Origin of the sequence: Corynebacterium sp. EPI-003-04-2554_SCH2473622 (assembly GCF_001665955.1) — a bacterium.
Lineage (GTDB): Bacteria > Actinomycetota > Actinomycetes > Mycobacteriales > Mycobacteriaceae > Corynebacterium > Corynebacterium pseudodiphtheriticum.
On the sequence record NZ_LZMN01000054.1, the window covers coordinates 22,763 to 44,668 of the forward strand.

Genomic DNA, 21,906 nt, shown 5'->3' on the forward strand with positions numbered 1-21,906 from the left:
TTAAGTACCTTTAATCCGTTCAACCAGATAATCCGTTGGGTACAGCAGATAGCTGTTATCCGTTACGTCGGAAATCGCGTGGATTTCGCCCCCAACGCTTACATGTAAACGCGGCGAAATTCCACGCTTGTCAGCCGCAAATAATGCCAGTGCCGCTCCCGCCATCGTTGCCATACCTTCAGCCAAGTCATTTCCGTACGTGACTGGGCGAATTAACACCATGTCTGGTTGTGGCACCGCAAAAAGTATCCCAGCGTCGAATTCTTCACCAGGAATGAAACGCTGCACACACCAATCTAAAAATAGCGGCATAGAAGACCAATGCGGGTTCGAGCAACGCAACACATAGGCGTACTCTCCGCCCGGCCCACTACGTCGGCGTTGCACATCCACTTGTGCATTATCTAAAGCGCGAAATAAATTCTTTCGCGCAATTTCCACAATTGTTTGAATGTCGTCGTCAATTTTTCGTACCTCATACGCCGGTAGCCGAAGATAGCTTCCAGCGCCACCAACCACCAAATAGCGAGCCAAATCAAGGCTAAAGCTGCCCCACTCACCACCGCGCTTGGCATCCAAATGCATAAAAGCCCCGCGATAAAGCTGCGACAAGGTCAAACCACGCGCAACGGTTTCGGTCTCGTAACGGATGATCTTTGCGACGAATTCATCCACACTAGCCGACAAGGCAGCACCATCAGCAATGTCTTCTAACAGTGGCGCCAGCTCCCTGCTAGTCTCGTGGCCTTCTCGCCACCGCAAATGAATTTTCCGTCCAGTTAACTGCATGCTTATACCTGCAGTGCTGAAGGTTGTTTCTAATTCAATTTCCAATGCTTTAGCTTGTGCAACGGGTAAGCCCCAATTTTTCTTACCGCGGGCAGGCATAAACCTAGGTTTCGGGTTAATTCTCTTAGGCCACATGGTATTTTCGCGCCGTTGGTAGTAATTCGCAGCCGGTCGCTAAGTGTCCCGACGCGGGTACTGATCCCCGGGACCGTGACCGTTTTCGTCTTCACCGTCACCAACATTATCTATATCAGCTGGTGTATCAGGCAATTCAAAATCGTCCGGCAACGGCGGCAATTCGCCAGATTCCCAAATACCCCCACCAGATTCAATCGCAGCCTGTGGATCAAAACCTCCTTTGATCAGCTGATTCATGATATGTGCGTTTGGTGCGATTTCAATTTGTTGGCTACCTGGCGTCCAATTAGAAATCGTAGTGATCTCGCCATCGTCATATACGTGCACTAGTGGTGAAACTGTTGACTCCGCACTATCGGCAATCTGCGCAGCCACCGGAGCCATCCGCGAGATACCTTCCAACAGGTCAGTGCCTTCAGTCACCGCACGTACCAACAGCAAATGTCGAGTCGGCATAGAAAATAGCAAGCCATTAGTGGTGTCAATTTCCGGTGCCCACATGTCGATAAATTCCTCTAACAGCAACGGGGCCGAACCGAGATAGTGGGAGCTCGATTCAAAAGTCCATGCTGAAGCCCCTGGTGATTCGGCGGGACCATTATGATATTGCACGTCGATATCAGTAGTGCGCAATTCTTCGCGCAAATTCGTCCGCGCAGCACGTTCTAAAGCATCAATATCATCAATTTCAGACAGCTTTTCCAAAGCAATTGTCTGTATAGAAGAGGCCGTATCCACAGCAATCGTGGCGGAGGTATCCTGTGTGAAACTGAAAAGCGTCGCCGAATCAATAATCTTTTGTTCTTCCGCGCTGAGATCACGCGTCGAAACTAGGCGTAAACGCAACCGCGAATAAATCGATGCGGTATCCAACTGTTCCATATAGGTATCGTCGTCAAGACTTGACATAAATGACGCTGCCAGGTTCGGAATCGCTTTCGGATGCTGCGAGCTTGCTACTTGGCGCACTAAATCATCTAGGCGCACCGACATGCGGCCTCGTCTCGGGTGTTCAATAGTCGCCGACATGCCGTCAAAACGAATCGACGCACCTTCAGCTGCCAGCTGGCGACGCAGCGAGGAACGAAGCTGATCCGCAGTTTTCCTACTTAGGCTCGGAAACGACGGATCTGGCTGCCGCAACAGGCGGTTTTGGCGATAGCGTCGGAACATCATGGTGCTAGTCTAACGGCAACTAGGAATCTAGGCGGTCCAGTACATGTTGTTGTGCAATATCCAGCAACTTCCGCAAAGCCACGACGGCGTCGTCACGTCGTTTTTCCCGCAATAAATCAATGATTTCCGCATTCTGCGAGATAAACGGTTCATGAATATCACGCTGCGCAAGCGACAAAAAGGCAATGCGCGCTTGGGCAATGACCGGGCGAATGTCTTCCACCAGCCGGTCTACTCCAGCAAGCGCCACGAATTCAAGGTGCACCTGGGCATTGAGACTGCCGACGACATGCCAATCATCATGTTCTGCAGCCCGGCGCGCCTCGGTAATAATTGTGTCGAGGTGCGACAAATCAATGCTGTCTAAATCAGATTCTGCCACGGCTGCGCACTCGACGATGCGACGATACGTATAGATTTCGCTGATCGCCTCGGCCGTCAGGGTGCGTACAAAGACCCCACGATTAGGAATGTGTGTAACGAGCCCATCGTTAACCAAAAAACGAAAGGCCTCACGCAATGAGTTTCGTGAGCAATCGAGTTGCCGGGCAAGGCGAGTTTCAGGCAAGCGTTGGCCCGGGCGGAGGTCTCCGCGCGTGATGCGCTGCGTGATCTCGCGGGCCAAAGAATCAGCGATCATACACAGTAATTTTATCGTCTTTACTGGCATTAGCAATTTTTCATGACGCATGTGCCCCCTGCGGATTTTTCCGTGAGTTAACCCACAGTTATGCTATCGTTGTTCAACAATCACCACGATATTGGTTCCATGCCACTTCCCAGCAACTGCTGGGAAGTCAGCAGCAAATAATCTCGCTTTCACGAAAGTCACCCTTATATAGCCCTGTAACATCCCACAGCCCTCTAAGAGCAAGGACCTGGAAATGTCTTCATCAAGCAATGCTGGTACTTCGGCCTCCAGCCCCCAGCCAAACAGCACTCCACAACAGCCCAATCTAAAACAAGCGGCAGCAACTGCCTCAACACGCAGCATCCTAATGGGTGCAATCTTCCTGATGGCTACTTCTGCCATCGGCCCTGGATTCCTGACGCAAACTGCGGTATTTACTAACCAGCTAGCTGCGGCTTTTGGTTTTGCAATTCTGGTGTCAATCATTATCGATATCGCGGTCCAAATGAATGTCTGGCGCGTCATCGGTGTTTCGGGACTACGCGCCCAAGAACTTGGCAACGTGGTATTTCCTGGCCTGGGCTACTTACTTACTGCGTTGATTGGCATCGGTGGATTTGTTTTCAATATCGGCAATATTGCCGGAGGTGGCCTTGGACTAAACGCCCTGTTAGGGATCGACGCAAAGTTAGGTGGTCTCATCACCGCTGGACTGGCCATTATCGTCTTCCTCTTCCAACGCCTTGGTGCGGCCCTGGATAAGATCCTTGTGGTCCTGGGCATCGTAATGTTCGCGCTGACGATCTACGTTGCGTTTGTCTCCCAACCACCGGTAGGTGAAGCTCTCACCCAAACCGTATGGCCAGAAACTGTAGACTGGGTGGTTGTCACTACGCTGGTCGGCGGCACCGTCGGTGGCTATATCACCTACGCTGGCGCACACCGCATGCTTGACTCCGGCACCACCGGGCCAGAAAACGTCAAGGCTGTAACCCGCGCTTCTGTTACCGCCATTGTGCTGACCGGCGTTATGCGCTTCGTCCTCTTCCTCGCAATCCTCGGCGTCATTGCTGGTGGAATCGTTTTGAACGTCGATGACAACCCAGCTGCAGAAGCTTTCCAAGCCGCCGCAGGTGATTTCGGTATGCGTGCATTCGGTGCAGTCTTGTTCGCCGCTGCACTGTCTTCGGTGATCGGAGCTTCCTATACCTCGGCGACGTTCATCATCCCGAAGAAGGATAAGCTCCGCAAAGCACAAAACATCGTCACCATCATCTTTGTTGTCGCCTCCGCTACTACTTTCGCTTTCCTCGGCTCTGCACCTGCTGCTTTGCTGGTATTCGCCGGTGCTTTCAATGGATTAGTCCTGCCCGTCGGCTTCACGATGATTATTTACGTCGCCATATTCCGGCAGAAAGACCTGCTCTTTGGTTACCAATACCCACGCTGGCTCATCGTCCTGGGCATGATTGGCGTAATCATTGCCTGGTTTTTGGCCATCCGCTCATTCAGCGGAGTCTGGGACTTCGTGTTCTAAACGACAACTAACTCGTCAAAACCACACAATGCAGAACCGCATATAACCACCCCATCCCTGTGTCAGGAGAGACAACCACGATGAGTACCGCATCCGAAACCTCGGCCCTGCACATCGACCTCAACAGCGACCTCGGCGAAAGCTTCGGCAACTGGACCATGGGCAACGACAATGCCGTACTGGACCTGGTCAGTTCCGCCAATATCGCCTGCGGGTTCCATGCTGGCGACCCAAAGGTATTGCTCGATACCGTCAAAGCAGCACACGAGCGTGATGTTCGCATCGGCGCTCACATCGGCTACCGCGACCTGCCCGGCTTCGGCCGCCGTTTCATAGACTACGACGCCGAAGAACTACTCGCTGAAACCATCTATCAGCTCGGAGCAATCAAGGCTGCCGCCTCCGTGGTTGGCTCGGAAGTCAGCTATGTCAAGCCACACGGGGCGTTATATAACCGCATGGCCACCGATAACTACCAGGCAGAAGCAGTCATCGGCGGAATACTGGCCGTCGACCCACAGCTCAAACTCATGGCCCTGTCCGGCACCCCCGTCGTCGGTGAAGCTCGTGCGGCCGGGCTCGAGGTCATCGAAGAAACCTTCGCCGATCGCACCTACACCGACGAAGGCCGGCTGGTCCCCAGGAAACAACCGGGTGCAGTGCATGACGACGTCGACACCGTCGTCAAGCAAGCCCTTGCGATTGCCACCGGGCAGCCATTCGCCTCCGTTAATGGCACACCAGTTGAAGTTTCTGGCCAATCGATTTGTGTCCACGGCGATAGCCACAAAGCCCTGGAAATGGTGCAAGCAATCATCACCGCACTTAAACAGGAGGGCATCGCTATATGTTAATTCCATACGGCGACCGAGGTCTGTTAATCGACTTCAGCGACCACAAGGACCCATTGGGCCAGGTACTGGCCTACCAGGCACAACTGCAGCGCGCAGGCCTCGAATCCATCATCGATCTCGTTCCTGCCGCACAAACCCTGCTAATCACATTCGACCGCAACCCCAGCCAGATATCTCTGCCGAAACTGGACACACAAGCCGCGGCACACAGCAGCGGCAATGCGCACACCATTGAGGTCTCCTATAACGGGGATGACCTGGACGAGCTTGCCGACGAACTCGGTGTCAGCGCCGAAGAACTCGTCACTGCGCATACGGAGACGACCTGGACGGCCGCATTCGCTGGGTTCGCGCCAGGCTTTTTGTACTTGCGCCCCGACCTCACAAACCCACACGCAAAGGTGTTCGCCAATATTTCCCGCCGTAGCCAACCACGCACCTCGATTCCTGCTGGTTCTGTGGGCTTGGCCGGAGGTTTTTCCGCAGTTTATCCCCAAAGCTCGCCCGGCGGCTGGCAGTTGATTGGCACCACAGAAGCGCGTATGTGGGATATAGACCGCGACCAGCCAGCTTTACTCCAACCCGGCGATACCGTGCGATTCCAGGAGAAAACATGTTAAAGGTGTTAGAAACCGGACCACAGGCAACTTTTCAGGATCTCGGGCGCACAGGTTATTCCGGCCTCGGTGTGAGCCCCTCCGGCGCGTTTGATCGCGGTGCTGCCCGTCGTGCAAATCGCATGCTCGGAAACGACGAAAACTCAGCCGTTATCGAGATCCTTTTCGGAGGTTTTGAGGTGGTCGCTGAAAATCCGGTGCGCATCGTTTTTACTGGTACCGATGCGGACGTATTCGTCGATAAGCGACGTATGCGCACCAACACGGTACTCGATATTCAAAAAGGCCAAACAGTCCGCTTGGAAATCGGCACAGGGTTGCGCGCTTACCTGGGTATTTCCGGTGGCTTCGCGGTCGAGCCAGTGCTTGGTTCAGTCGCCACTGACACGCTTTCCGGTATCGGCCCGGATCCGATCACATCCGGGACTAGTTTGCCGACGAATGCGAAAAACCCAACCGTGGAATTACCACGCATCAAGCACTTGCCTACACAATTCGTTCCGAAATCACATGAGGTTCTCGACATTGTTCTCGGACCACGCCACGATTGGTTCGCGGAGACCGCAGAGCTGTTTAACCAAACGTTTCAAATTTCATCCGATTCGGACCGCATCGGCGTCAATCTGATAGCCAGCCGCCCGTTGCAACGAGCCTATGACGGTGAGCTAGCATCCGAAGGCGCAATGCGCGGTGCGCTGCAAATACCCCCCAGCGGGCACCCCGTGGCCTTCGGTGCTGATCACCCGATTACCGGCGGCTACCCTGTCATTGGTGTACTGACCAGCGAATCCGTCGATAAGATGGCGCAGCTAAGCCCCGGCACTATAGTGACGTTCCGGGCCGCAAATTGCACAAACTAGCGCTCAGCGCTAGGCCGCTGGCGGACCAAAAGCTACTTCTCGTCTGGTTTTTTCAGCAGCTTTTCCCAAACATCGGTATCGCGCCATTCCCCGGCGCGCTCGCCGTAAGTCATTTTCGCCATATGGCTAAACGTGCCGACCTTCTCATAGCCACGGGATTCATGCAGTTTCGCCGAGCCTTCATTCTCAGGGAAAATCCATGCATGGATGGCCCACTTGTGCAGCTCTTCTGCCACCTCAATCAACTTATCCAACAGCGCTCCGGAAACGCCACGACCCTGCGCGTCCGGGTGCAAGTAGATTGAATCCTCCAACACGCCGTGAAACGCCGGTCGGTGGCTGGCAGGTGCACCAGAGACCCACCCCAAAATCTTGGAATCATTGCCCTCTTCTACAGCCACAAACACTGTTTCCATGACTTTCAGGCGGGTGAATTGCTCCCAGGTTGGCGCTTCCGTCTCATACGTTGCGTGGCCGGTCTCTAAACCGAGTTCATAAATTTCGCGAACCTGTGGGTAATCATCCGGCCGGATGGGGCGCAGGTTGAAGTCGTCAGACATTGCTGTTGGTCCTCCCGTGACTATGTCGAGTTCAGTGTTTTCGAGCTTATGGTGTCGAGTTCACCGGAAAGTTTTGGTACGACTCGCAGCAATGCGTGAAGTACATTTGGCCTTCGTCAGGCCCCCAGTTTACACCCAGCATCAGCGGCGTTTCTTCTTGCGCAGTCCGCCCGGCGCTTGCCCACGTGCCCGCGTTGCCTTTCCAGATTTTTTCTTGCCGCTGCCACTTTTCCCGGCACCGCTCCCAGAGTTTTTCCCAACACCTTTTACGCTGTTGTTCCCAGTACTTCTCCCAACACCTGCCCCGGGCCTTTTCTTTTGTCGCGTCTCTTTTAGCGCCCTATGCCGCGTCGATCCTGCTTTACGCCCTTTCGCAATTCCGACAAAATCTTGGATGGCATCCCCATCTGCAGCTACTTTCCATACCAAAGCGATCTCAGTCTGTGCCACGGCACGTTGGCTTCCTGAGCGCCCGTCTGTTGGTTCTGTGTCTGACCCCCCTGTTGATTTTGCACCGCCTACATGCTCGCCGTTGTACGGCAGCACACGGATCTGATTTTTCGACAGCATCTTCAAAAGCGGCAGTGGCCCTATCGTCACCCCAACATTGGCTGCAACCACTTGCAAAGACTCACGAAGTTTGTCTACATCAATCGGACCAAGTTTTTCTGCCACAAAATTGATGATCTCGCCTTCGATGTCTCGCGAGCCGACGGGCTCACCAACTTCTGCGAACACGCTGTCTTTCGGTACCGCGATCCCGCATTGCTCGGTATAAAGCTTGACGACGTGAAACTCTCGGCCGATTATGGCTTCATCGATGCGTGAATCAGGTAACCGCATCAGCGCTACCTCGCAGCGATCAGCTGCACTGGCATCGCCATGCGCTACGCTGTCGGCGTTCGCACCGTCGGCAAGCATTGCGAAAGGATCATCCGCCGCCACTGCTTTGAGCCCATGCGGGGTATCACGTTGAAATCGCTGGAACCATTTGCCGGGTTCGGTTCCGGTAGCGAATACGAGGTGCAACATGACGGCCATGCTACCGCGGCTGGAATATAATAAGAGAACTTAGAACACCTTAAAGGAAGGACTCCCGTGGAATTCAAAGCGATTGCCGAATGGACACTGTTTGAAGAAACCCCGATCCCAGACGATGTCTACCCACTCCTGACCAGCGGCGAACAAGCACACGTTGCGTTCAAGACTTTCCGCGACAGTGCGGTTTTTACCAATAAGCGGCTGATTGTCCGGGATTCACAAGGCCTTCGCGGCAAGAAAGTGGAGATGTATTCTCTGCCGTATTCCGCGATCAATATGTGGTCCACGGAAAACGCTGGGACGCTGGACTTCAACGCGGAAATTGAACTCTGGACCCGCGCGGGCCACATAAAGATCAAGATTGGCCGCAAACTGGATGTCCGGGCGATCGATAAGCTCATCGGCGACTGCGTGTTGGGTTAATAGCTTCGGCTTCATTGCAGCTGCTCAGCTTCATGGCTGCTGAGGCGTGTTAGCTAGGCGGCCGTCATGGCTGCTGGGTTGATATGCGTGCCGTGTTGTAGTGTGCAGGTGTGAACGAAAGCAATAACTCTACCGCTAACGCCGATCAGATCAGCGCTGATCACAACAACCACGAGAGCACTAACCAGACCGGCACTGCTGATACCACGATTCGCGGTGCCGACGCAGCATCCCCGTCCAGTACGGCTATGAAGCCGCAAACGGCAGCAAAGAAACTCGGCATCCACCTGCCTGCCTGCCCTCCGGAGTTTCAAAACGGTGGCATCAGCCATGCACAGCTGCGCTCATTGCAACACGAACCGCCAGAGTGGCTGCAGCAATTGCGCTTGGAGGGCCCACATCCACGCGCTGAGGTGGCCCGGAAACTTGGTGTCTCCGTCAACGCGGTAAAAACCCACTTGGATAAAGCTCTGACCACTGCCGAGATCAAACAGCTCCTGCAAAACCAGCCAGAGTGGTTGTCCAAAGCCCGTACTCAACTGGCGGAATCCCGCAAGGAAAACACAAAGCCCGTCAACGCTGATTCCAATTAGCTTTCCAGCCCGGATCCAGCGGCACCGTTGTCGGCTAGCTAGCGTGCTCCCATAACGCGCGATTAATCGATGTCGGGTCTGGCGCGGCAACCGCTTGCCGACGCCCGGCATCAGTGCGCCACGCGGTCAGCCGAGTCCAGCCATGCAATGAACTTCCCACCCACGCTGGCGTTTCCAAGGCTTCTGCCAGACTCAACACCCCGCGGTGGACTTGCCACCCGGCATTGTGCAAGGCGCTCACACTGCTGTGTGCAGTCACCGATGCTAAAACTTGCGCTTGTTCCGGTGGCAACAGTGCAATTTTGTCCGGCACTGCACTCGGATCTGATGGTGCACCGTTATCTGGCGTTAGACCTGCCGCCCCCGCTGCACTGTCAGTCTCCTGCTTCCAGCCCGGAAAAAACATGATCGCGGCATTCGCTGCTTCCAATACTTTCCCGTTGCGGTGCAACAGCGCGTCATCGGCCCCCACGGTACGAGCTTGCTCACGCAACTGCTGCAGATAGCCGTAATCAGGGCCTTTTACACGCGGGTATACGCGCTGGTCCTGTTCAGTTGGGATATACAGCTCCGTGGTGCTGCGTAATGCGGGTGGGTGCCGCAATTGCCATCGAAGGGCACCGTTTGCACCAACTTCTATTTTCGGGAAATATGTGCCATCATCCGGCAGTTCATCGCGTACCCGCAGCAAGAAGGCTTCGATATCCCACTGGTCCAGTCCTGCCTCGCGCGCGCCAAGGCTAAAACGGTGTTCGTGAGCTTCACGGCCAACCACGCGGCCGTCTTTAATGAGGTAAGAATCCAGGATTTTCATCGCCTGCCCGATTATGCCAGAGTCTCCATCTCGGGCTCTTCTCCATCTCAGCCCTCATCACCGTCTCGCCTACGCACTCAGCAGAACTGCTAAGCCCCGACGTTTTACGAAGCGCGTTCAGGCAGCTGCGTGCCGTCAGCAAGATGCTCGGCCAGGCCGTCTTGAATCAGCGTTGCCGACAGCCACGAGGCATTCAGGTACCAGCCATCATTGTCCACTTCAACAACCTGGTCTTTGTGTACCGCGCCCAGGCTGCCCCACAGGGAGGTTTCGGTGGGGTTTGGGCTTCCGGGTACTACGCCGTAGAAAATCCAATCAGCGTCAGCAAGCCCAAGTTCCTCCGCAGAAATATCGTGACTGGATTTATCCGTGAATTGCTGGCTATCCGGCCGCTGCAATCCGGCATCTGCAGCGACAATTCCTGCCATGGATTCGACACCGAAAATATTGAAGGAATCATTTTTCGGGCGTAACAGAGAAATCGTGCCGACGCCATCGTCGATTGCAGCATCCAATGCATCTGCACGCTTCTCGTAGTTCTTCATAAACTTGTCGTATTCTTCGGTTTTATCGAGCGCGTAGGCAAGTAACTTAAAATCGCCTTTCCAGTTTTCACCGCCGCCTTTGCCCAATGTCACGGGTGCGAGTTGCTCTAGTTTTTTCACAATCTCGGAATCCGTGCGCTCGTTAGCGAAGATATGCGTTGGCTTCAGTGCTGCGATGGCTTCAATATCCGGATTCGCGCGTTCACCAACGACTTCGATTCCGTCAAGGTCAACCTCGTCACCATATTCTTCGTGCACAAATTCCGGGATCGCCTCTGCATTCTTAGCGACGGCGACACCTACCGGAACCACTCCGAGCTGCAGGGCGTTTTCCAGTTGTCCCGTATTCAGGACAACCACGCGTTCCTCGCTGCCAGCATCCGCTGCGTTGTTTTCAGGATCAGGTTGCTCAGTACCACATGCTGTCAGTGCGGCAAGCATTCCAACGCCAGCCAGTGCCGCACAGGCTTGTCGAATACGCAAAAATCTCACGAGTTTCTCCTAGTTCAAGCACCGTAGCGCGCAGGAAATCTGCCAATTAGCGTGGTGCAGCCAACAAAACTCACCTACATTAACACAGCCTAACCTGAATTGGCTACGTGAATAGCCACCCAAACAACGGCCGGGCCTTCACTTGGGTCTCGGTATATTCGTCCTCCGGGTCAGACAAGGACACGATCGCTCCGCCCACGCCATAAGTCACCTGTCTGCCCTCAAAAATCAGGGTGCGAATTGTCATGGACAAATCCACTGCCCCATGAAATGAAAAATAACCAAAAGCACCGGAATATGCACCGCGGTGGCTGCCTTCCAGCCGGTCAATGATGTCGAGCGTGCGTTTTTTCGGCGCGCCAGTCATCGAACCCGCGGGAAACAGAGCACGCACGGCTGCAACTGGACTGACCTCTCCCAACCGGGCAGACACTGTGCTGACAAGCTGATGCACGCTCGGAAATGATTCCACATCCCACAATTTCGGCACCTCCACGCTGCCGGGCACCGCAACGGTATTCATATCGTGGCGCACCAGATCCACAATCATCAGATTTTCCGCGCGGTCTTTTTCAGCTGTCTGGAGGCCTTCACGCAACGCCATATCTTCACTATCGCTAGCGCCCCGCGGGCGGGTCCCTTTAATCGGTTTGCTGGTAACCACACCACCTGCGATGCGCACGAAACACTCCGGGCTTGTCGACGCCAACCCGAAATCAGTAAATTCCAGCAGCCCTGCTCGCGCCGACGCATGGTTGTTCCGCAAATACGCGAACGCATCTTTTGCGTGATGCCCGGCAGCTGGCATAGTCAGCCGGTTAGTCAAACAAATTTCATAAGACTCACCGGCTGCAATGAGTTCCTGGGACTGCGCAATCAAATCTAGGTATTCCGCACGCGAATGTAGTTGCTGCGCGACGCTTTGTGGTGCGCCTTCCTCCTCAGTAGTCTTGGAGTGCTTGGGCCAAGCAACAGAGACGCCAGCGTCTGCAGTCTCGAACTCCTGAGCTTCTTGTAATCCTGCGACCATGGCATCCACCCACGCCTGTTGCACAGCAACCGTTTCTGCATTCTCACACAGCGCCACCACATGGCACTGGCCGTCGACAAGAATGAGCGCCCGATCCGCCAACAACAGCTGCGCATCCCAAAAATCCTCGCGCGCATGGGGAGCAGAATAGCCGCAATCCGCCTTGAGCTCGTATCCCAAATAACCCACTAGCCCCAAGCCAAATTCGCACCCAGGCACGGGTGGTTGCACCGCGGAATAGTGCTGCAGCAAGCGCTCAATAGTGTCAAAGACAGATTCTTCGAGTACCTCAGAGCTTTCAGTGCGCCAACCAGTGCCTGCATGAGAAACCTCCACTTCTCCGCGCACTACCGACGCTTTGATGTGCCTGGCCAGTGGCCCGGAATCATCCCCCATACAGATTGCTCCGGAGCCGTCTTCGATCCACCAACGCTGCCCACGCAAATGCTCATAAGCACGCATCGGGTCGGTGGCCAGCGCTCCTGCCGGAAAAGCTCGGGAAATCAACCACGGCTGGGTGTCCGCTGTATTCGACTCGTCACTATGGGGCCCGGCAAGTGTCGATTCGGAAATCTCCAGTCCGGCAATTTCTGCACGCGCTGAATCTGATTCATTATCGCGACTAGCATCATCACGGCTGGCACTATCAGCAGAGGCCCTATCCTCTGCGGCAATCTGCAAAAAATTGCGCACAATTCCCATGCCCTGCGCATCGGCTATGGATTCTGGGTGAAACTGCACACCCCACCACGGTTTATGCTTATGCGCTAAGCCCATCACCAAGTTATCCGCATCCGCGGTGCGAGCGGTGACACGAAAACATTCCGGTACAGGATTGTTGGCGTCATCAGCAACCACGAGCGAGTGATAACGCACCGCCTGATAATCCTGGTTAATACCGGAAAACAACCCGACCCCGTCGTGCGTAATCTGACTCCGACGCCCGTGAAACGGTTCGGGCGCACGCACCACAGAGCCACCTTCTGCCCAGGCCATAGCTTGTTGGCCTAAACAAACCCCCAGCACCGGCAGCCCAACGTGCAACGCGGCCACCGAATGCCCCAAATCAGACGGGTTCTCCGGCGTTCCTGGCCCCGGCGAAATAATCACCGCACCAAAGCCACCCTGACGCATAAAAGTGGCGAAATCTACTCCACCAAGATCAGCGTCATTGGCGACAACGACAACCTCCTGGCCAGCCATGCGCACATAGCTAGCCAGGTTATTGGTAAACGAGTCGTGGTTATCAACCAGGACTACTTTCAATTACCTAAACCAGCTTCCAGTCTTCCAGGCCCTCATACAGTGGGAAGTCCTGGGTGAGCTTCTCAACGCGGCCACGCAGCTGTGCAACGTCTTTGCCCAGCAATGCCTGCGCAATCACATCAGCCGTTTCCTCGAACGCCTTCTCGTCGAAACCTCGAGTAGCCAATGCCGAAGCACCGATGCGCAACCCGGAGGTCACCATTGGTGGACGCGGATCATTCGGCACCGCATTACGGTTAACAGTAATACCAACCTCGTGCAAGCGGTCCTCTGCCTGCTGGCCGTCTAGTTCTGAGTTCCGCAGATCTGCCAAAACCAAGTGGGTATCGGTGCCGCCGGTGAGCACGGAGATACCAGATCCCTGGCAATCCTGTGCAGTCAGGCGCTCTGCCAAGATGCGTGCACCGTCGATGGTGCGCTGCTGACGCTCCCGGAATTCCTCAGTGGCAGCCACTTTGAACGACACAGCCTTCGCCGCCACCGCGTGCATCAACGGACCACCCTGTTGGCCTGGGAAGACTGCCGAGTTGATCTGCTTAGCGTAATCCTGTTTCGCCAGAATCAGGCCGGAACGCGGACCGCCCAAGGTCTTATGCACGGTGGAAGAAACAATATCGGAGTGTGGAACTGGTGATGGGTACAGATCAGCAGCCACCAGACCAGCGAAGTGCGCCATATCAGTCCACAGATAAGCGCCAACCTCATCAGCGATGGAACGGAAGGCTTCGAAATCCAAACGACGCGAATACGCCGACCAGCCAGCGATGATCACCTGTGGCTTTTCCGCCAAAGCCTGCTCGCGAACCTTGTCCATATCAATGCGATGGGTTTCCGGGTCCACCTCGTATGCAGCAACCTCATACAGCTTGCCGGAGAAATTTAGCTTCATGCCGTGGGTCAGGTGCCCACCGTGTGCCAAAGACAAGCCCATGATCTTGTCACCTGGTTTGATCAGTGAAGCCAATACCGCGGCGTTGGCCTGTGCACCCGAGTGCGGCTGTACGTTGGCAAATTCTGCACCAAATAGCTCCTTGGCACGCTGCCGAGCGAGGTCTTCAATGACATCGACGTGCTCACAACCGCCATAGTAGCGGCGGCCGGGATAGCCCTCGGCATATTTGTTAGTCAGTACCGAACCTTGTGCCTGCAACACCGCGCGCGGCACGAAGTTTTCCGAGGCAATCATTTCCAAGGTTCCACGTTGACGGGAGATTTCTCCGTCGATGGCAGCAGCTACCTCTGGGTCAAACTCAGACAGCGGGGATTCAAACATCAAAGCGGGCCTTTCTGCACGCAGGTGGCGATTATGATGCTTATAACAATAACACCAAGCGGTAATGAGACAATACCTACTATGACTACCAGCCCCTACCTGGATTTTTCCCGAGAACACTGGCGCAACCTGCGTAAATCTGTCCCGCAGTTGTTAACGGAAGACGAGGTTACCGAGCTCGCCGGTATCGGAGAAAATATTGACCTCGAAGAGGTGGCCGACGTCTACCTACCACTGGCTCGTCTACTGCATTTACAGATCGAAGCTCACCGCAGAGTCAACGACGCCGCTCAACAGTTCTTAGGGCACCCGCCGCAAAAGGTGCCATTCATTATCGCGGTCGCGGGATCAGTAGCCGTCGGCAAGTCCACCACTGCCCGTCTGCTGCAGGTGCTGTTGCAAAAATGGGATAAACACCAGCGTGTTGATCTCGTGCCTACCGACGGTTTTTTACTGCCCACGGCAGAGTTGAAAAAGCGTGGATTAATGAAGCGCAAAGGATTCCCCGAATCTTACGACCAACGGGCGTTATTGCGGTTCGTTACCGAGGTAAAATCAGGTGCACCCGAGGCCCATGCACCGGTGTATTCCCATACTGCTTACGACATTTTGCCTGGTGAGGTCCAGCGTATTCGGCAACCAGATATTTTGATCATCGAAGGCCTGAACGTTTTACAGACCGGCCGCACGCTCATGGTCTCGGATCTCGTGGATTTTTCCGTCTACGTCGACGCTCATATCGACGACATCGAAAACTGGTATATCGAGCGTTTCTTGAAGCTTCGACGCACTGCATTCCGGGAACCCGGCGCTCACTTCGCTCATTTCGCGGATTTGGAAGAAACCGCAGCCCGCGCCGAAGCCCGCGAGATCTGGCAGTCCATTAACTTACCCAACCTGGTAGAAAATATCTTGCCAACGCGCGTGCGGGCCTCGCTAGTACTTCGGAAAAACCACGACCACCTCGTGGAAAAAATTCGGCTCCGCAAGTTGTAATCCTAGTGGCTCCCCCAACGGGAACTTGCCTGCAGACCAGGGCAGATGCAAAGGAAGACGCAGCGGCTATTTGCCGAAGCGTCGTGAGCGTTGCGAAAATTCTCGCAACGCCCGGAGGAAATCAATCTTGCGGAACGCCGGCCAATAAGTATCGGTAAACCAGATTTCCGAATAGGCAGCCTGCCACAGCAAGAACCCAGATAAGCGCTGCTCGCCCGAAGTTCGGATCACTAAATCTGGGTCCGGTAAGCCTTTGGTATACAAGTGATGCGAAATAGAATCTGCCGTGACGGCATCGGCAATCTCGTCTGCGGCCAAGCCTTTCCTTGCTTCCGCGCGAATAAGCTTTTGTACCGCGTCCACTATTTCTTGTCGACCGCCGTAACCCACCGCAACGTTGACGATAACTCCCGTGTTGTCCCTGGTAGTCGCCGCGGCATTTTCCATACGCTGTGCCACCTCAACCGGAAGCAGGTCCAGATGACCAACCAAACGCACCTGGCAATTCGGTTCCCCTTGCGAAAGCTGAACGACGACATCGGTAATGATGTCAAAAAGTAGGTTCAGTTCTTCCGGGGCTCGCTGTAGGTTTTCTGTCGACAATAAATAGCAGGTAACTACTTCTACTTCGGTTTCTGCGCACCAGGAAACCAGTTCTGCGATCTTGTGTGCACCACGTCGGTGCCCATGACTAATGTCGGTGAACCCGGCTTCCCGCGCCCAACGCCGGTTGCCGTCAGCCATGATTGCGACGTGCTTCGGCTGCGGCTTTCCCTGCAAGCTGCGGCGAATACGCGCTTCATAAATGGGATAGACCAATTCCCGCAGTTTCATTGCTACCGCCGATCGTGCACGCCGACTTCGCGCATTGCAGTATCAATGGCCTCGATGTCGAAGGGGTCAAGACCGTGATCTTCTGCGAATGCACGACGACGTCGAAATCTGGACTGTCGTCGGTGAAACGACCAGCCCAACATCATAATCGCCACAACTAAAGCAACGATAACCAGTAAGCCGATTGGTGAAGCTTTCCCGAATTCTGGCCCCATAGGTCCTTCGTGCACCTGGTTTTGGGCCCAGTAAAACGCCTCGGTCGCTGCTTCCGATGCCTGCGCCACCGATGCCGAGACAATGGCTGCAGATAGTGATGTTTGCATTAGTTGGCTTCCTCCAAACCGGCAAACAAATCGGTCTCCGGCAATTGTGTTTCTACCCGACTACGCGCTAATTCGTATTCCTCAGTAGGCCAGAGCTCTTGTTGGGTTTGCACGTCTGTGGCCATAAAGGCGCCAGCTGGATCAATCTGCGTGGCGTGGGCGCGCAATGCCGCTTCCCTGTGTGCAAAGTAGTCACTACACTCCACCTGCGTAGTAACACGAGCCATAATATCCGCCAAGTGTGGAGACCAGCGCTGCATCATCGGCTCATATGGAGAAGACTTACCTTGTTCCAACAAACGGTTATGGAATAACTCCATGCGCTGATAGACAAAGCCATGGCTGTAATAGAGTTTCAACGGCTCCCAAGCTGGAACCTCCGGGAGAAATTCCGGATCACCCGCGCGCTCCCATGCGATCATGCTGATCTCATGGACTTTCAAGTGGTCTGGGTGTGGGTAGCCACCGTTTTCGTCGTAAGTCATGATGACATGTGGCTTAAACTCCCGGATGATTTCTACCAGTTCGGTAGCAACCTTCATGGTGTCTTCGCGAGCAAAGCAGCCATCAGGAAGCGGTGGCATAGGATCACCTTGCGGTAAACCGGAATCAATATAACCCATCCACTTGTGCTGGACACCGAGAGCCTGAACAGACTGCGCCATTTCTTCGTGACGGACAGCCTGCATGTTTTCTTTGACCCCGGGCTTATCCATCGCAGGATTAATAATGTCGCCACGCTCACCGCCAGTGCAGGTGAGAATCAAAACTTCGTGACCATTGTGCGCATACATCGCGGTGGTGGCTGCGCCCTTAGATGCTTCGTCATCAGGGTGGGCATGGATAGACAGCAACCGGTAGCTCACATCGGTCCTTTCACATATTCGCTTGATTCATCATTCTGATGGATCATCTCAAAGTTCTTCGAATCGACGTTACCCGAATCGATTGTGCTGAAATTGATTATATTACCTAATTGTACTGGCTTCTACGCCTGCCTTAAGATGCGAAGAATGAGCACTCGCACGCGCGCACGTTATGGTTCCAACCGTTCCGGCAGTAGGAAAACTCCCGCTAATAATCTCACCGGCAAAATCCTCGTTGCGCTCTTAGTTCTTATGCTCGCAATTGGCTCTTGGGGCCTGTTCCGCTTGTTCAACGCGGACACACCACCTGCGGAAATCACATTGCTCAGCCAAGAGTACCCAGACGACGATACGCTGCGGGTATGGGTTGATATTACCCGGGACGATCCCACCGTTCCCGTCTACTGCATTGTGCAGGCGTTCAATTATGACAAGGCTGAGGTAGGCCGAGTAGAGATCCCCATGGCACCGGGCGAGAAGCGAACCGAACGCATTAGCGTCGATGTCCCTGTTCGTTCTGACGAAAAGGCCGTTGCAGGCGGGGTCTACGGGTGTTCTGGAACCATCCCAGCACATCTAAAGCTCGACAGCTAGCTACTAGGTCTTGTTTGATAAGGGCTAGGGACGAAAAACGATATACACATACGTTAAGATCTAGACAGAATCGTCGCATCGCAGCGAGTTCAAACACGAAGGGTTTGAACGACCAGAAGAATCTAAGGAAGGCTTCATACGGACATGGCTGAAAATAAAAAGCAGTACATCACGCCAGAAACCAAGGCAAAACTGGAAGAGGAGCTGCAGGCGCTTATTGACCACCGCCCGGTAGTCGCTGCCGAGATCAACGAGCGCCGCGAAGAAGGCGACTTGAAAGAAAACGCCGGCTACGATGCTGCTCGCGAGATGCAGGACCAGGAAGAAGCCCGCATCAAGCACATCTCGGAAATTCTTGCTAATTCCACTACCGAGCGCACCGGAGTCCAGGAAGGCGTAGCCAACATCGGCTCAGTTGTCCACGTGCACTACAACGAGGACCCAGAAAATAAGGAAACCTTCCTTATCGGCACCCGCGCTGCCGCAACCGACAACGAGAACCTAGAAACCTATTCGGAACAGTCTCCCCTGGGTGCAGCCATCCTGGGCGCAGAAGAGGGCGAAACCCGTCAGTACACCGCACCTAATGGCAACGTCATTAAGGTGACCGTGGACTCTGCTGCTCCATACGACTCCGCACTGTACGCCACCCCACGCGACAAAAACTAAGAAGGATATCCCCATGACTAACTATCGCAAATTCGCCGTCACCGGAGTGTCCGCGGCTGCTTTGGCTTTGGCTGCTTGTACTCCTCCAAACGAAAATCCTTCAGATCAAAAGGTCGAAACTGGCAACACTTTCGAGGCTCCACGTAGCAGCGAACCAACCAGCACGAACGGTACGAACACTCAAGAAACCGGTGTTGCCGGCACTACCGGAACCAACGGCACCGACAGTACTGGCGAATCAGTGCGCACCACGGAAACCATCATCGGTGGCACTGAGTCCGACCTGGACGACGACGAGGACTCTGAATTAGCCGCGGCCTCTGGGGATTCTGCGACGGGTTCTTCAGGGGCCACAAAAACAACTAGTTCTCGCAAAGTAGCAGCAAATAAGATTGGTTTTATTAACTGCCTGGGCAGTCCGGAACGGAAACCAGCTTACGTTGTACTCGATTGCGCAGACCCCGACGAACGTCTGACAAAAATAAAATGGACGTCTTGGGAGTCTGATTCTGCAAAAGCATCTGCGCAAAACACGGATAACCAAGAAGTATCTCTGGTTTTACGCTCTCCTGTGGAATCAGCCCAAGGAACCGTTTTTTCCGAAATCCTCGTCGACGGGCAACTGGTTACTCCCTAATTACCAGAGTCGGATCGAAACGCCCATAAAAATAAACGGCATGAAAAACTCCGGTGGGCTAGTCATCGCTTAAGCGTAGTGACTAGCCCACCGGAGTTTCGCGTCTCTAGGTGCTAGACGGGACAGACGGCACGGTGTCAGTCGTAGTTACAGACTGTACAACCACAATTCCCGCCACTAGCACGTCAAGTTACATCTAACGTTGCTGGAAATAAGACAGCAGACGCAAGATTTCGGTGTAGAGCCATACCAGGGTTACTGCCAAGCCCAACGCAACGCCCCAAGCCATCTTGGACGGTGCGCCAGCACGGATCATGCGGTCTGCAGCATCGAAATCTGTCAAGAAAGATGCTGCAGCCAAACCAATGCATACCAGCGAGAAAATAATCGCTAGGATGCCACCATCACGCAACGGGTTGTTCCCGGTAAACATAGCGAGCACAAAGTTACCCAGCATCAACACGACTACGCCGATGATGCAGGAAGTCAGAATCTTGTTAAAGCGTGGAGTAACCTTCACTGCACCAGTCTTGTAGACGACCAGCATGCCCAAAAAGACACCAACGGTACCCAATACCGCTTGGCCGATGAGGCTTGCGGCATTAGCTTCTCCGACATGCATGCCGGAGAAAACCATGGAAATACCACCGACGAAGAAGCCTTCAAACACGGCATAGAGCAGAGTCACCACTGGCGAACCCCACTTCTTACCAAAAGATGCAACCAGGACGGTGATAAACCCGGCGATCGCACCACCAATCGTAGCCATCATGGCAATCTGTGGGTTCACCATACCGATGCCAAAATTGAGTATGGCAAAGACCACGATGACCCCGAGAGTGATACCAGTTTTCGTAACCACGTCGTCGACAGTCATCGGACGATCAGCATCACGCTGCTCGGTCATTGGGGCGTAGCCGCCCTGCCCGCCATAGTTATCGTAGGCGTTATAGTTCATCTGTTGCTGGAAGCCGGCGTTATTACCATTCCCGGTTGCTCCAGCAGACAAGTTGCTCATTACGGGGTTGCTGTTACGCACTGTAGTATCCCGCGCCTTTCGTGTCATGGAGTATAGATTCTCACTCAGTGTAACGACGCGAAAGCTTAGAAAGTTCCCACAATTAGCGATCAAGGGATTTCTTTTTCACCTTTAGCTAATTTAATGAGTTTTGGGTAGTTATCGGGTTTTGAGTATCCCGTTCAGCGTTTCCGCTTTTAGTTGTGCCCCCAGTCGGGCTCGAACCGACACTGTATGGATTTTAAGTCCACCGCCTCTGCCAATTGGGCTATGGGGGCAAATACCAAGCGACCAGCAATTATCAGCTGTTTGTTGGCACGGATGATTATTCTAGCACAGAAACAGCTTCAGCTTGTTTCCAGATCACCCCATCAAGAATATCTTTTTCGCTAATCACGAATTCTCGTACTCCACTGTGCCTCTCGATCATGTCCATGATCCCACGTACAGCTACTGCTCCACCGCCAAGTACATCGGCACGCCCAGGGTGGACCACCGGGTTCTGCGCTCGCGCTGCAGCGGAAGTAGCAATGACTTGGTCTAGCAATACACGAAGAGCATCAAAGCGCAGCACGGAACCGTGAATTTGTTCCGGGTCATACTGCTCTAAGCCTTGGGCTAATGCGGAAAGTGTCGTGAACGTACCGGCACAGCCAACCACAGTTCGTGCCTGATTGATTGGCACAAGTTTTTCTACCTCGGACATGCGCTCCGCGACGAAATCGTCTGCGATTTCCACCTCTGTCTCGCTCGGTGGATCGGACGGCAGCATACGCTCGGTAATGCGTACGCACCCCATGGCTGCTGAATGTGCGCCAAGGATTTCCTCGCCTTTTTTACTGACGATGAATTCCGTAGAACCGCCTCCCAAATCGATTACGCAAAACGGGCCGGCTTCAGCAGGGAGATCTTGTACGGCGCCCAAAAAGGACAACTCAGCTTCTTCGACCCCGGTAATCACCTCAGCAGAAACACCAGGTTCAATTTCTCCGAGCAGCTCGGCAGTCATGTTAAAAAAGGCTTGATTGCTTTTCGCGTCACGCACCGCTGCAGTAGCAACCATACGAACTTTTTCCACGTTTTCGAATTTCATGATGTTCACGTAATTCCGTAACGCTTCCCGCGTCCGCACAATAGCTTCCGCTGCTAGCTCGCCGGTAGCATCTACGCTTTGTCCCAGACGGACGATTTCCATCCTGCGCGTAACCTCGTTAATGCTAACCCCAGAAGGAGTGTTGCCAGTCCGGGTGACGTCACTGATCAACAAACGGATAGAATTCGTGCCGCAGTCAACGGCTGCAATGCGGGTCATGAAATTTCCTTCTTTTCG

The 21,906-nt window shown here is 54.1% G+C and carries 25 protein-coding genes and 1 tRNA gene; 10 read left to right on the plus strand and 16 right to left on the minus strand.

Going from position 1 to position 21,906, the window contains the following annotated elements; translation table 11 throughout:
• The 4 genes from A5774_RS06235 to A5774_RS11695 form a co-directional block, all read right to left on the minus strand.
• Positions 1–789: a hypothetical protein gene (locus tag A5774_RS06235; protein ID WP_152514626.1), complete on the minus strand. Its 789-nt coding sequence runs from the start codon at positions 787–789 to the stop codon at positions 1–3.
• Between the two features lie 174 nt (positions 790–963).
• Positions 964–2,103 (minus strand): hypothetical protein, encoded by a 1,140-nt coding sequence (locus A5774_RS06240; RefSeq protein ID WP_023019702.1) that lies wholly within the window; start codon positions 2,101–2,103, stop codon positions 964–966.
• A 19-nt stretch (positions 2,104–2,122) separates the two neighbouring features.
• Positions 2,123–2,743, minus strand: a complete 621-nt coding sequence (locus tag A5774_RS06245; RefSeq protein WP_034645279.1) for a GntR family transcriptional regulator — start codon at positions 2,741–2,743, stop codon at positions 2,123–2,125.
• A gap of 93 nt (positions 2,744–2,836) precedes the next feature.
• A complete protein-coding gene (locus A5774_RS11695) occupies positions 2,837–3,136 on the minus strand; it encodes a hypothetical protein (protein WP_231892374.1) in 300 nt (99 codons plus the stop codon).
• Here A5774_RS11695 and A5774_RS06250 point away from each other — a divergent pair.
• The 4 genes from A5774_RS06250 (at position 3,102) to A5774_RS06265 (ending at position 6,602) form a co-directional block, all read left to right on the plus strand.
• Complete coding sequence (locus A5774_RS06250) at positions 3,102–4,271, plus strand: NRAMP family divalent metal transporter (RefSeq protein ID WP_162163368.1); 1,170 nt, start codon at positions 3,102–3,104, stop codon at positions 4,269–4,271. The genes A5774_RS11695 and A5774_RS06250 overlap by 35 nt on opposite strands.
• 80 nt (positions 4,272–4,351) lie before the next feature.
• On the plus strand, positions 4,352–5,125 hold the full coding sequence (locus A5774_RS06255; RefSeq protein WP_064833861.1) for a 5-oxoprolinase subunit PxpA: 774 nt from the start codon (positions 4,352–4,354) through the stop codon (positions 5,123–5,125).
• Positions 5,119–5,745, plus strand: a complete 627-nt coding sequence (locus A5774_RS06260; protein WP_021353003.1) for an allophanate hydrolase subunit 1 — start codon at positions 5,119–5,121, stop codon at positions 5,743–5,745. Before A5774_RS06255 ends, A5774_RS06260 begins: the two co-directional genes overlap by 7 nt.
• Positions 5,739–6,602: a biotin-dependent carboxyltransferase family protein gene (locus tag A5774_RS06265; RefSeq protein ID WP_064833863.1), complete on the plus strand. Its 864-nt coding sequence runs from the start codon at positions 5,739–5,741 to the stop codon at positions 6,600–6,602. The genes A5774_RS06260 and A5774_RS06265 overlap by 7 nt, the downstream gene beginning before the upstream one ends.
• A gap of 32 nt (positions 6,603–6,634) precedes the next feature.
• Here the strand turns inward: A5774_RS06265 and A5774_RS06270 are convergent, their stop codons facing one another.
• The gene (locus tag A5774_RS06270; protein WP_021353001.1) at positions 6,635–7,162 is read right to left on the minus strand and encodes a GNAT family N-acetyltransferase; all 528 of its coding nucleotides are present in this window, start codon (positions 7,160–7,162) and stop codon (positions 6,635–6,637) included.
• Positions 7,163–7,303: 141 nt separating this feature from the next.
• A complete protein-coding gene (locus A5774_RS06275) occupies positions 7,304–8,194 on the minus strand; it encodes a hypothetical protein (RefSeq protein ID WP_034645282.1) in 891 nt (296 codons plus the stop codon).
• Between the two features lie 66 nt (positions 8,195–8,260).
• Between A5774_RS06275 and A5774_RS06280 the strand changes: the two genes are divergently transcribed.
• Both A5774_RS06280 and A5774_RS06285 read left to right on the plus strand, forming a co-directional pair.
• Positions 8,261–8,626, plus strand: coding sequence for a PH domain-containing protein (locus tag A5774_RS06280; RefSeq protein WP_021352999.1), 366 nt, complete (start codon positions 8,261–8,263; stop codon positions 8,624–8,626).
• Between the two features lie 248 nt (positions 8,627–8,874).
• Entirely contained in the window at positions 8,875–9,219 is a 345-nt protein-coding gene (locus tag A5774_RS06285) for a DUF5997 family protein (protein WP_064833971.1), read from the plus strand.
• Between the two features lie 34 nt (positions 9,220–9,253).
• Here A5774_RS06285 and A5774_RS06290 read toward each other — a convergent pair whose 3' ends face one another.
• The 4 genes from A5774_RS06290 to glyA form a co-directional block, all read right to left on the minus strand.
• Positions 9,254–10,033 carry an aminotransferase class IV gene (locus A5774_RS06290; protein ID WP_021352997.1) on the minus strand — a complete coding sequence of 260 codons (780 nt, stop codon included), beginning with the start codon at positions 10,031–10,033 and terminating at the stop codon, positions 9,254–9,256.
• A gap of 104 nt (positions 10,034–10,137) precedes the next feature.
• The gene (locus A5774_RS06295) at positions 10,138–11,070 is read right to left on the minus strand and encodes an ABC transporter substrate-binding protein (protein ID WP_021352996.1); all 933 of its coding nucleotides are present in this window, start codon (positions 11,068–11,070) and stop codon (positions 10,138–10,140) included.
• 103 nt (positions 11,071–11,173) lie between these two features.
• Positions 11,174–13,366: a chorismate-binding protein gene (locus tag A5774_RS06300; protein ID WP_064833865.1), complete on the minus strand. Its 2,193-nt coding sequence runs from the start codon at positions 13,364–13,366 to the stop codon at positions 11,174–11,176.
• Positions 13,367–13,370: 4 nt separating this feature from the next.
• Positions 13,371–14,639 (minus strand): serine hydroxymethyltransferase, encoded by a 1,269-nt coding sequence (gene glyA / locus A5774_RS06305; protein ID WP_064833867.1) that lies wholly within the window; start codon positions 14,637–14,639, stop codon positions 13,371–13,373.
• A gap of 81 nt (positions 14,640–14,720) precedes the next feature.
• Between glyA and coaA the strand changes: the two genes are divergently transcribed.
• On the plus strand, positions 14,721–15,635 hold the full coding sequence (gene coaA, locus A5774_RS06310; RefSeq protein WP_021352993.1) for a type I pantothenate kinase: 915 nt from the start codon (positions 14,721–14,723) through the stop codon (positions 15,633–15,635).
• 66 nt (positions 15,636–15,701) lie between these two features.
• Here coaA and A5774_RS06315 read toward each other — a convergent pair whose 3' ends face one another.
• Genes A5774_RS06315 through mca form a run of 3 tightly spaced genes read right to left on the minus strand, consistent with a single transcriptional unit; the run spans position 15,702 to position 17,658 of the window.
• A complete protein-coding gene (locus tag A5774_RS06315) occupies positions 15,702–16,469 on the minus strand; it encodes an isoprenyl transferase (RefSeq protein WP_021352992.1) in 768 nt (255 codons plus the stop codon).
• Positions 16,470–16,471: 2 nt separating this feature from the next.
• The gene (locus tag A5774_RS06320; RefSeq protein WP_021352991.1) at positions 16,472–16,792 is read right to left on the minus strand and encodes a hypothetical protein; all 321 of its coding nucleotides are present in this window, start codon (positions 16,790–16,792) and stop codon (positions 16,472–16,474) included.
• On the minus strand, positions 16,792–17,658 hold the full coding sequence (gene mca / locus A5774_RS06325; RefSeq protein ID WP_023019714.1) for a mycothiol conjugate amidase Mca: 867 nt from the start codon (positions 17,656–17,658) through the stop codon (positions 16,792–16,794). Before mca ends, A5774_RS06320 begins: the two co-directional genes overlap by 1 nt.
• Positions 17,659–17,805: 147 nt before the next feature.
• Here mca and A5774_RS06330 point away from each other — a divergent pair, with 147 nt between their 5' ends.
• The 3 genes from A5774_RS06330 to A5774_RS11260 all read left to right on the plus strand — a co-directional run bounded on the left by A5774_RS06330 (position 17,806) and on the right by A5774_RS11260 (position 19,558).
• Positions 17,806–18,252, plus strand: coding sequence for a DUF4307 domain-containing protein (locus tag A5774_RS06330; RefSeq protein ID WP_021352989.1), 447 nt, complete (start codon positions 17,806–17,808; stop codon positions 18,250–18,252).
• A 144-nt stretch (positions 18,253–18,396) separates the two neighbouring features.
• Positions 18,397–18,921, plus strand: a complete 525-nt coding sequence (gene greA, locus A5774_RS06335; RefSeq protein WP_021352988.1) for a transcription elongation factor GreA — start codon at positions 18,397–18,399, stop codon at positions 18,919–18,921.
• Positions 18,922–18,934: 13 nt separating this feature from the next.
• Entirely contained in the window at positions 18,935–19,558 is a 624-nt protein-coding gene (locus A5774_RS11260) for a hypothetical protein (protein WP_027017692.1), read from the plus strand.
• A gap of 196 nt (positions 19,559–19,754) precedes the next feature.
• Here A5774_RS11260 and A5774_RS06345 read toward each other — a convergent pair whose 3' ends face one another.
• The 3 genes from A5774_RS06345 to A5774_RS06355 all read right to left on the minus strand — a co-directional run bounded on the left by A5774_RS06345 (position 19,755) and on the right by A5774_RS06355 (position 21,888).
• Positions 19,755–20,597 (minus strand): Bax inhibitor-1/YccA family protein, encoded by an 843-nt coding sequence (locus A5774_RS06345; RefSeq protein WP_023019717.1) that lies wholly within the window; start codon positions 20,595–20,597, stop codon positions 19,755–19,757.
• Positions 20,598–20,780: 183 nt separating this feature from the next.
• Positions 20,781–20,854 (minus strand) — tRNA-Leu (locus A5774_RS06350).
• Between the two features lie 47 nt (positions 20,855–20,901).
• A complete protein-coding gene (locus A5774_RS06355; protein ID WP_064833869.1) occupies positions 20,902–21,888 on the minus strand; it encodes a Ppx/GppA phosphatase family protein in 987 nt (328 codons plus the stop codon).
• Positions 21,889–21,906 lie beyond the last annotated feature (18 nt).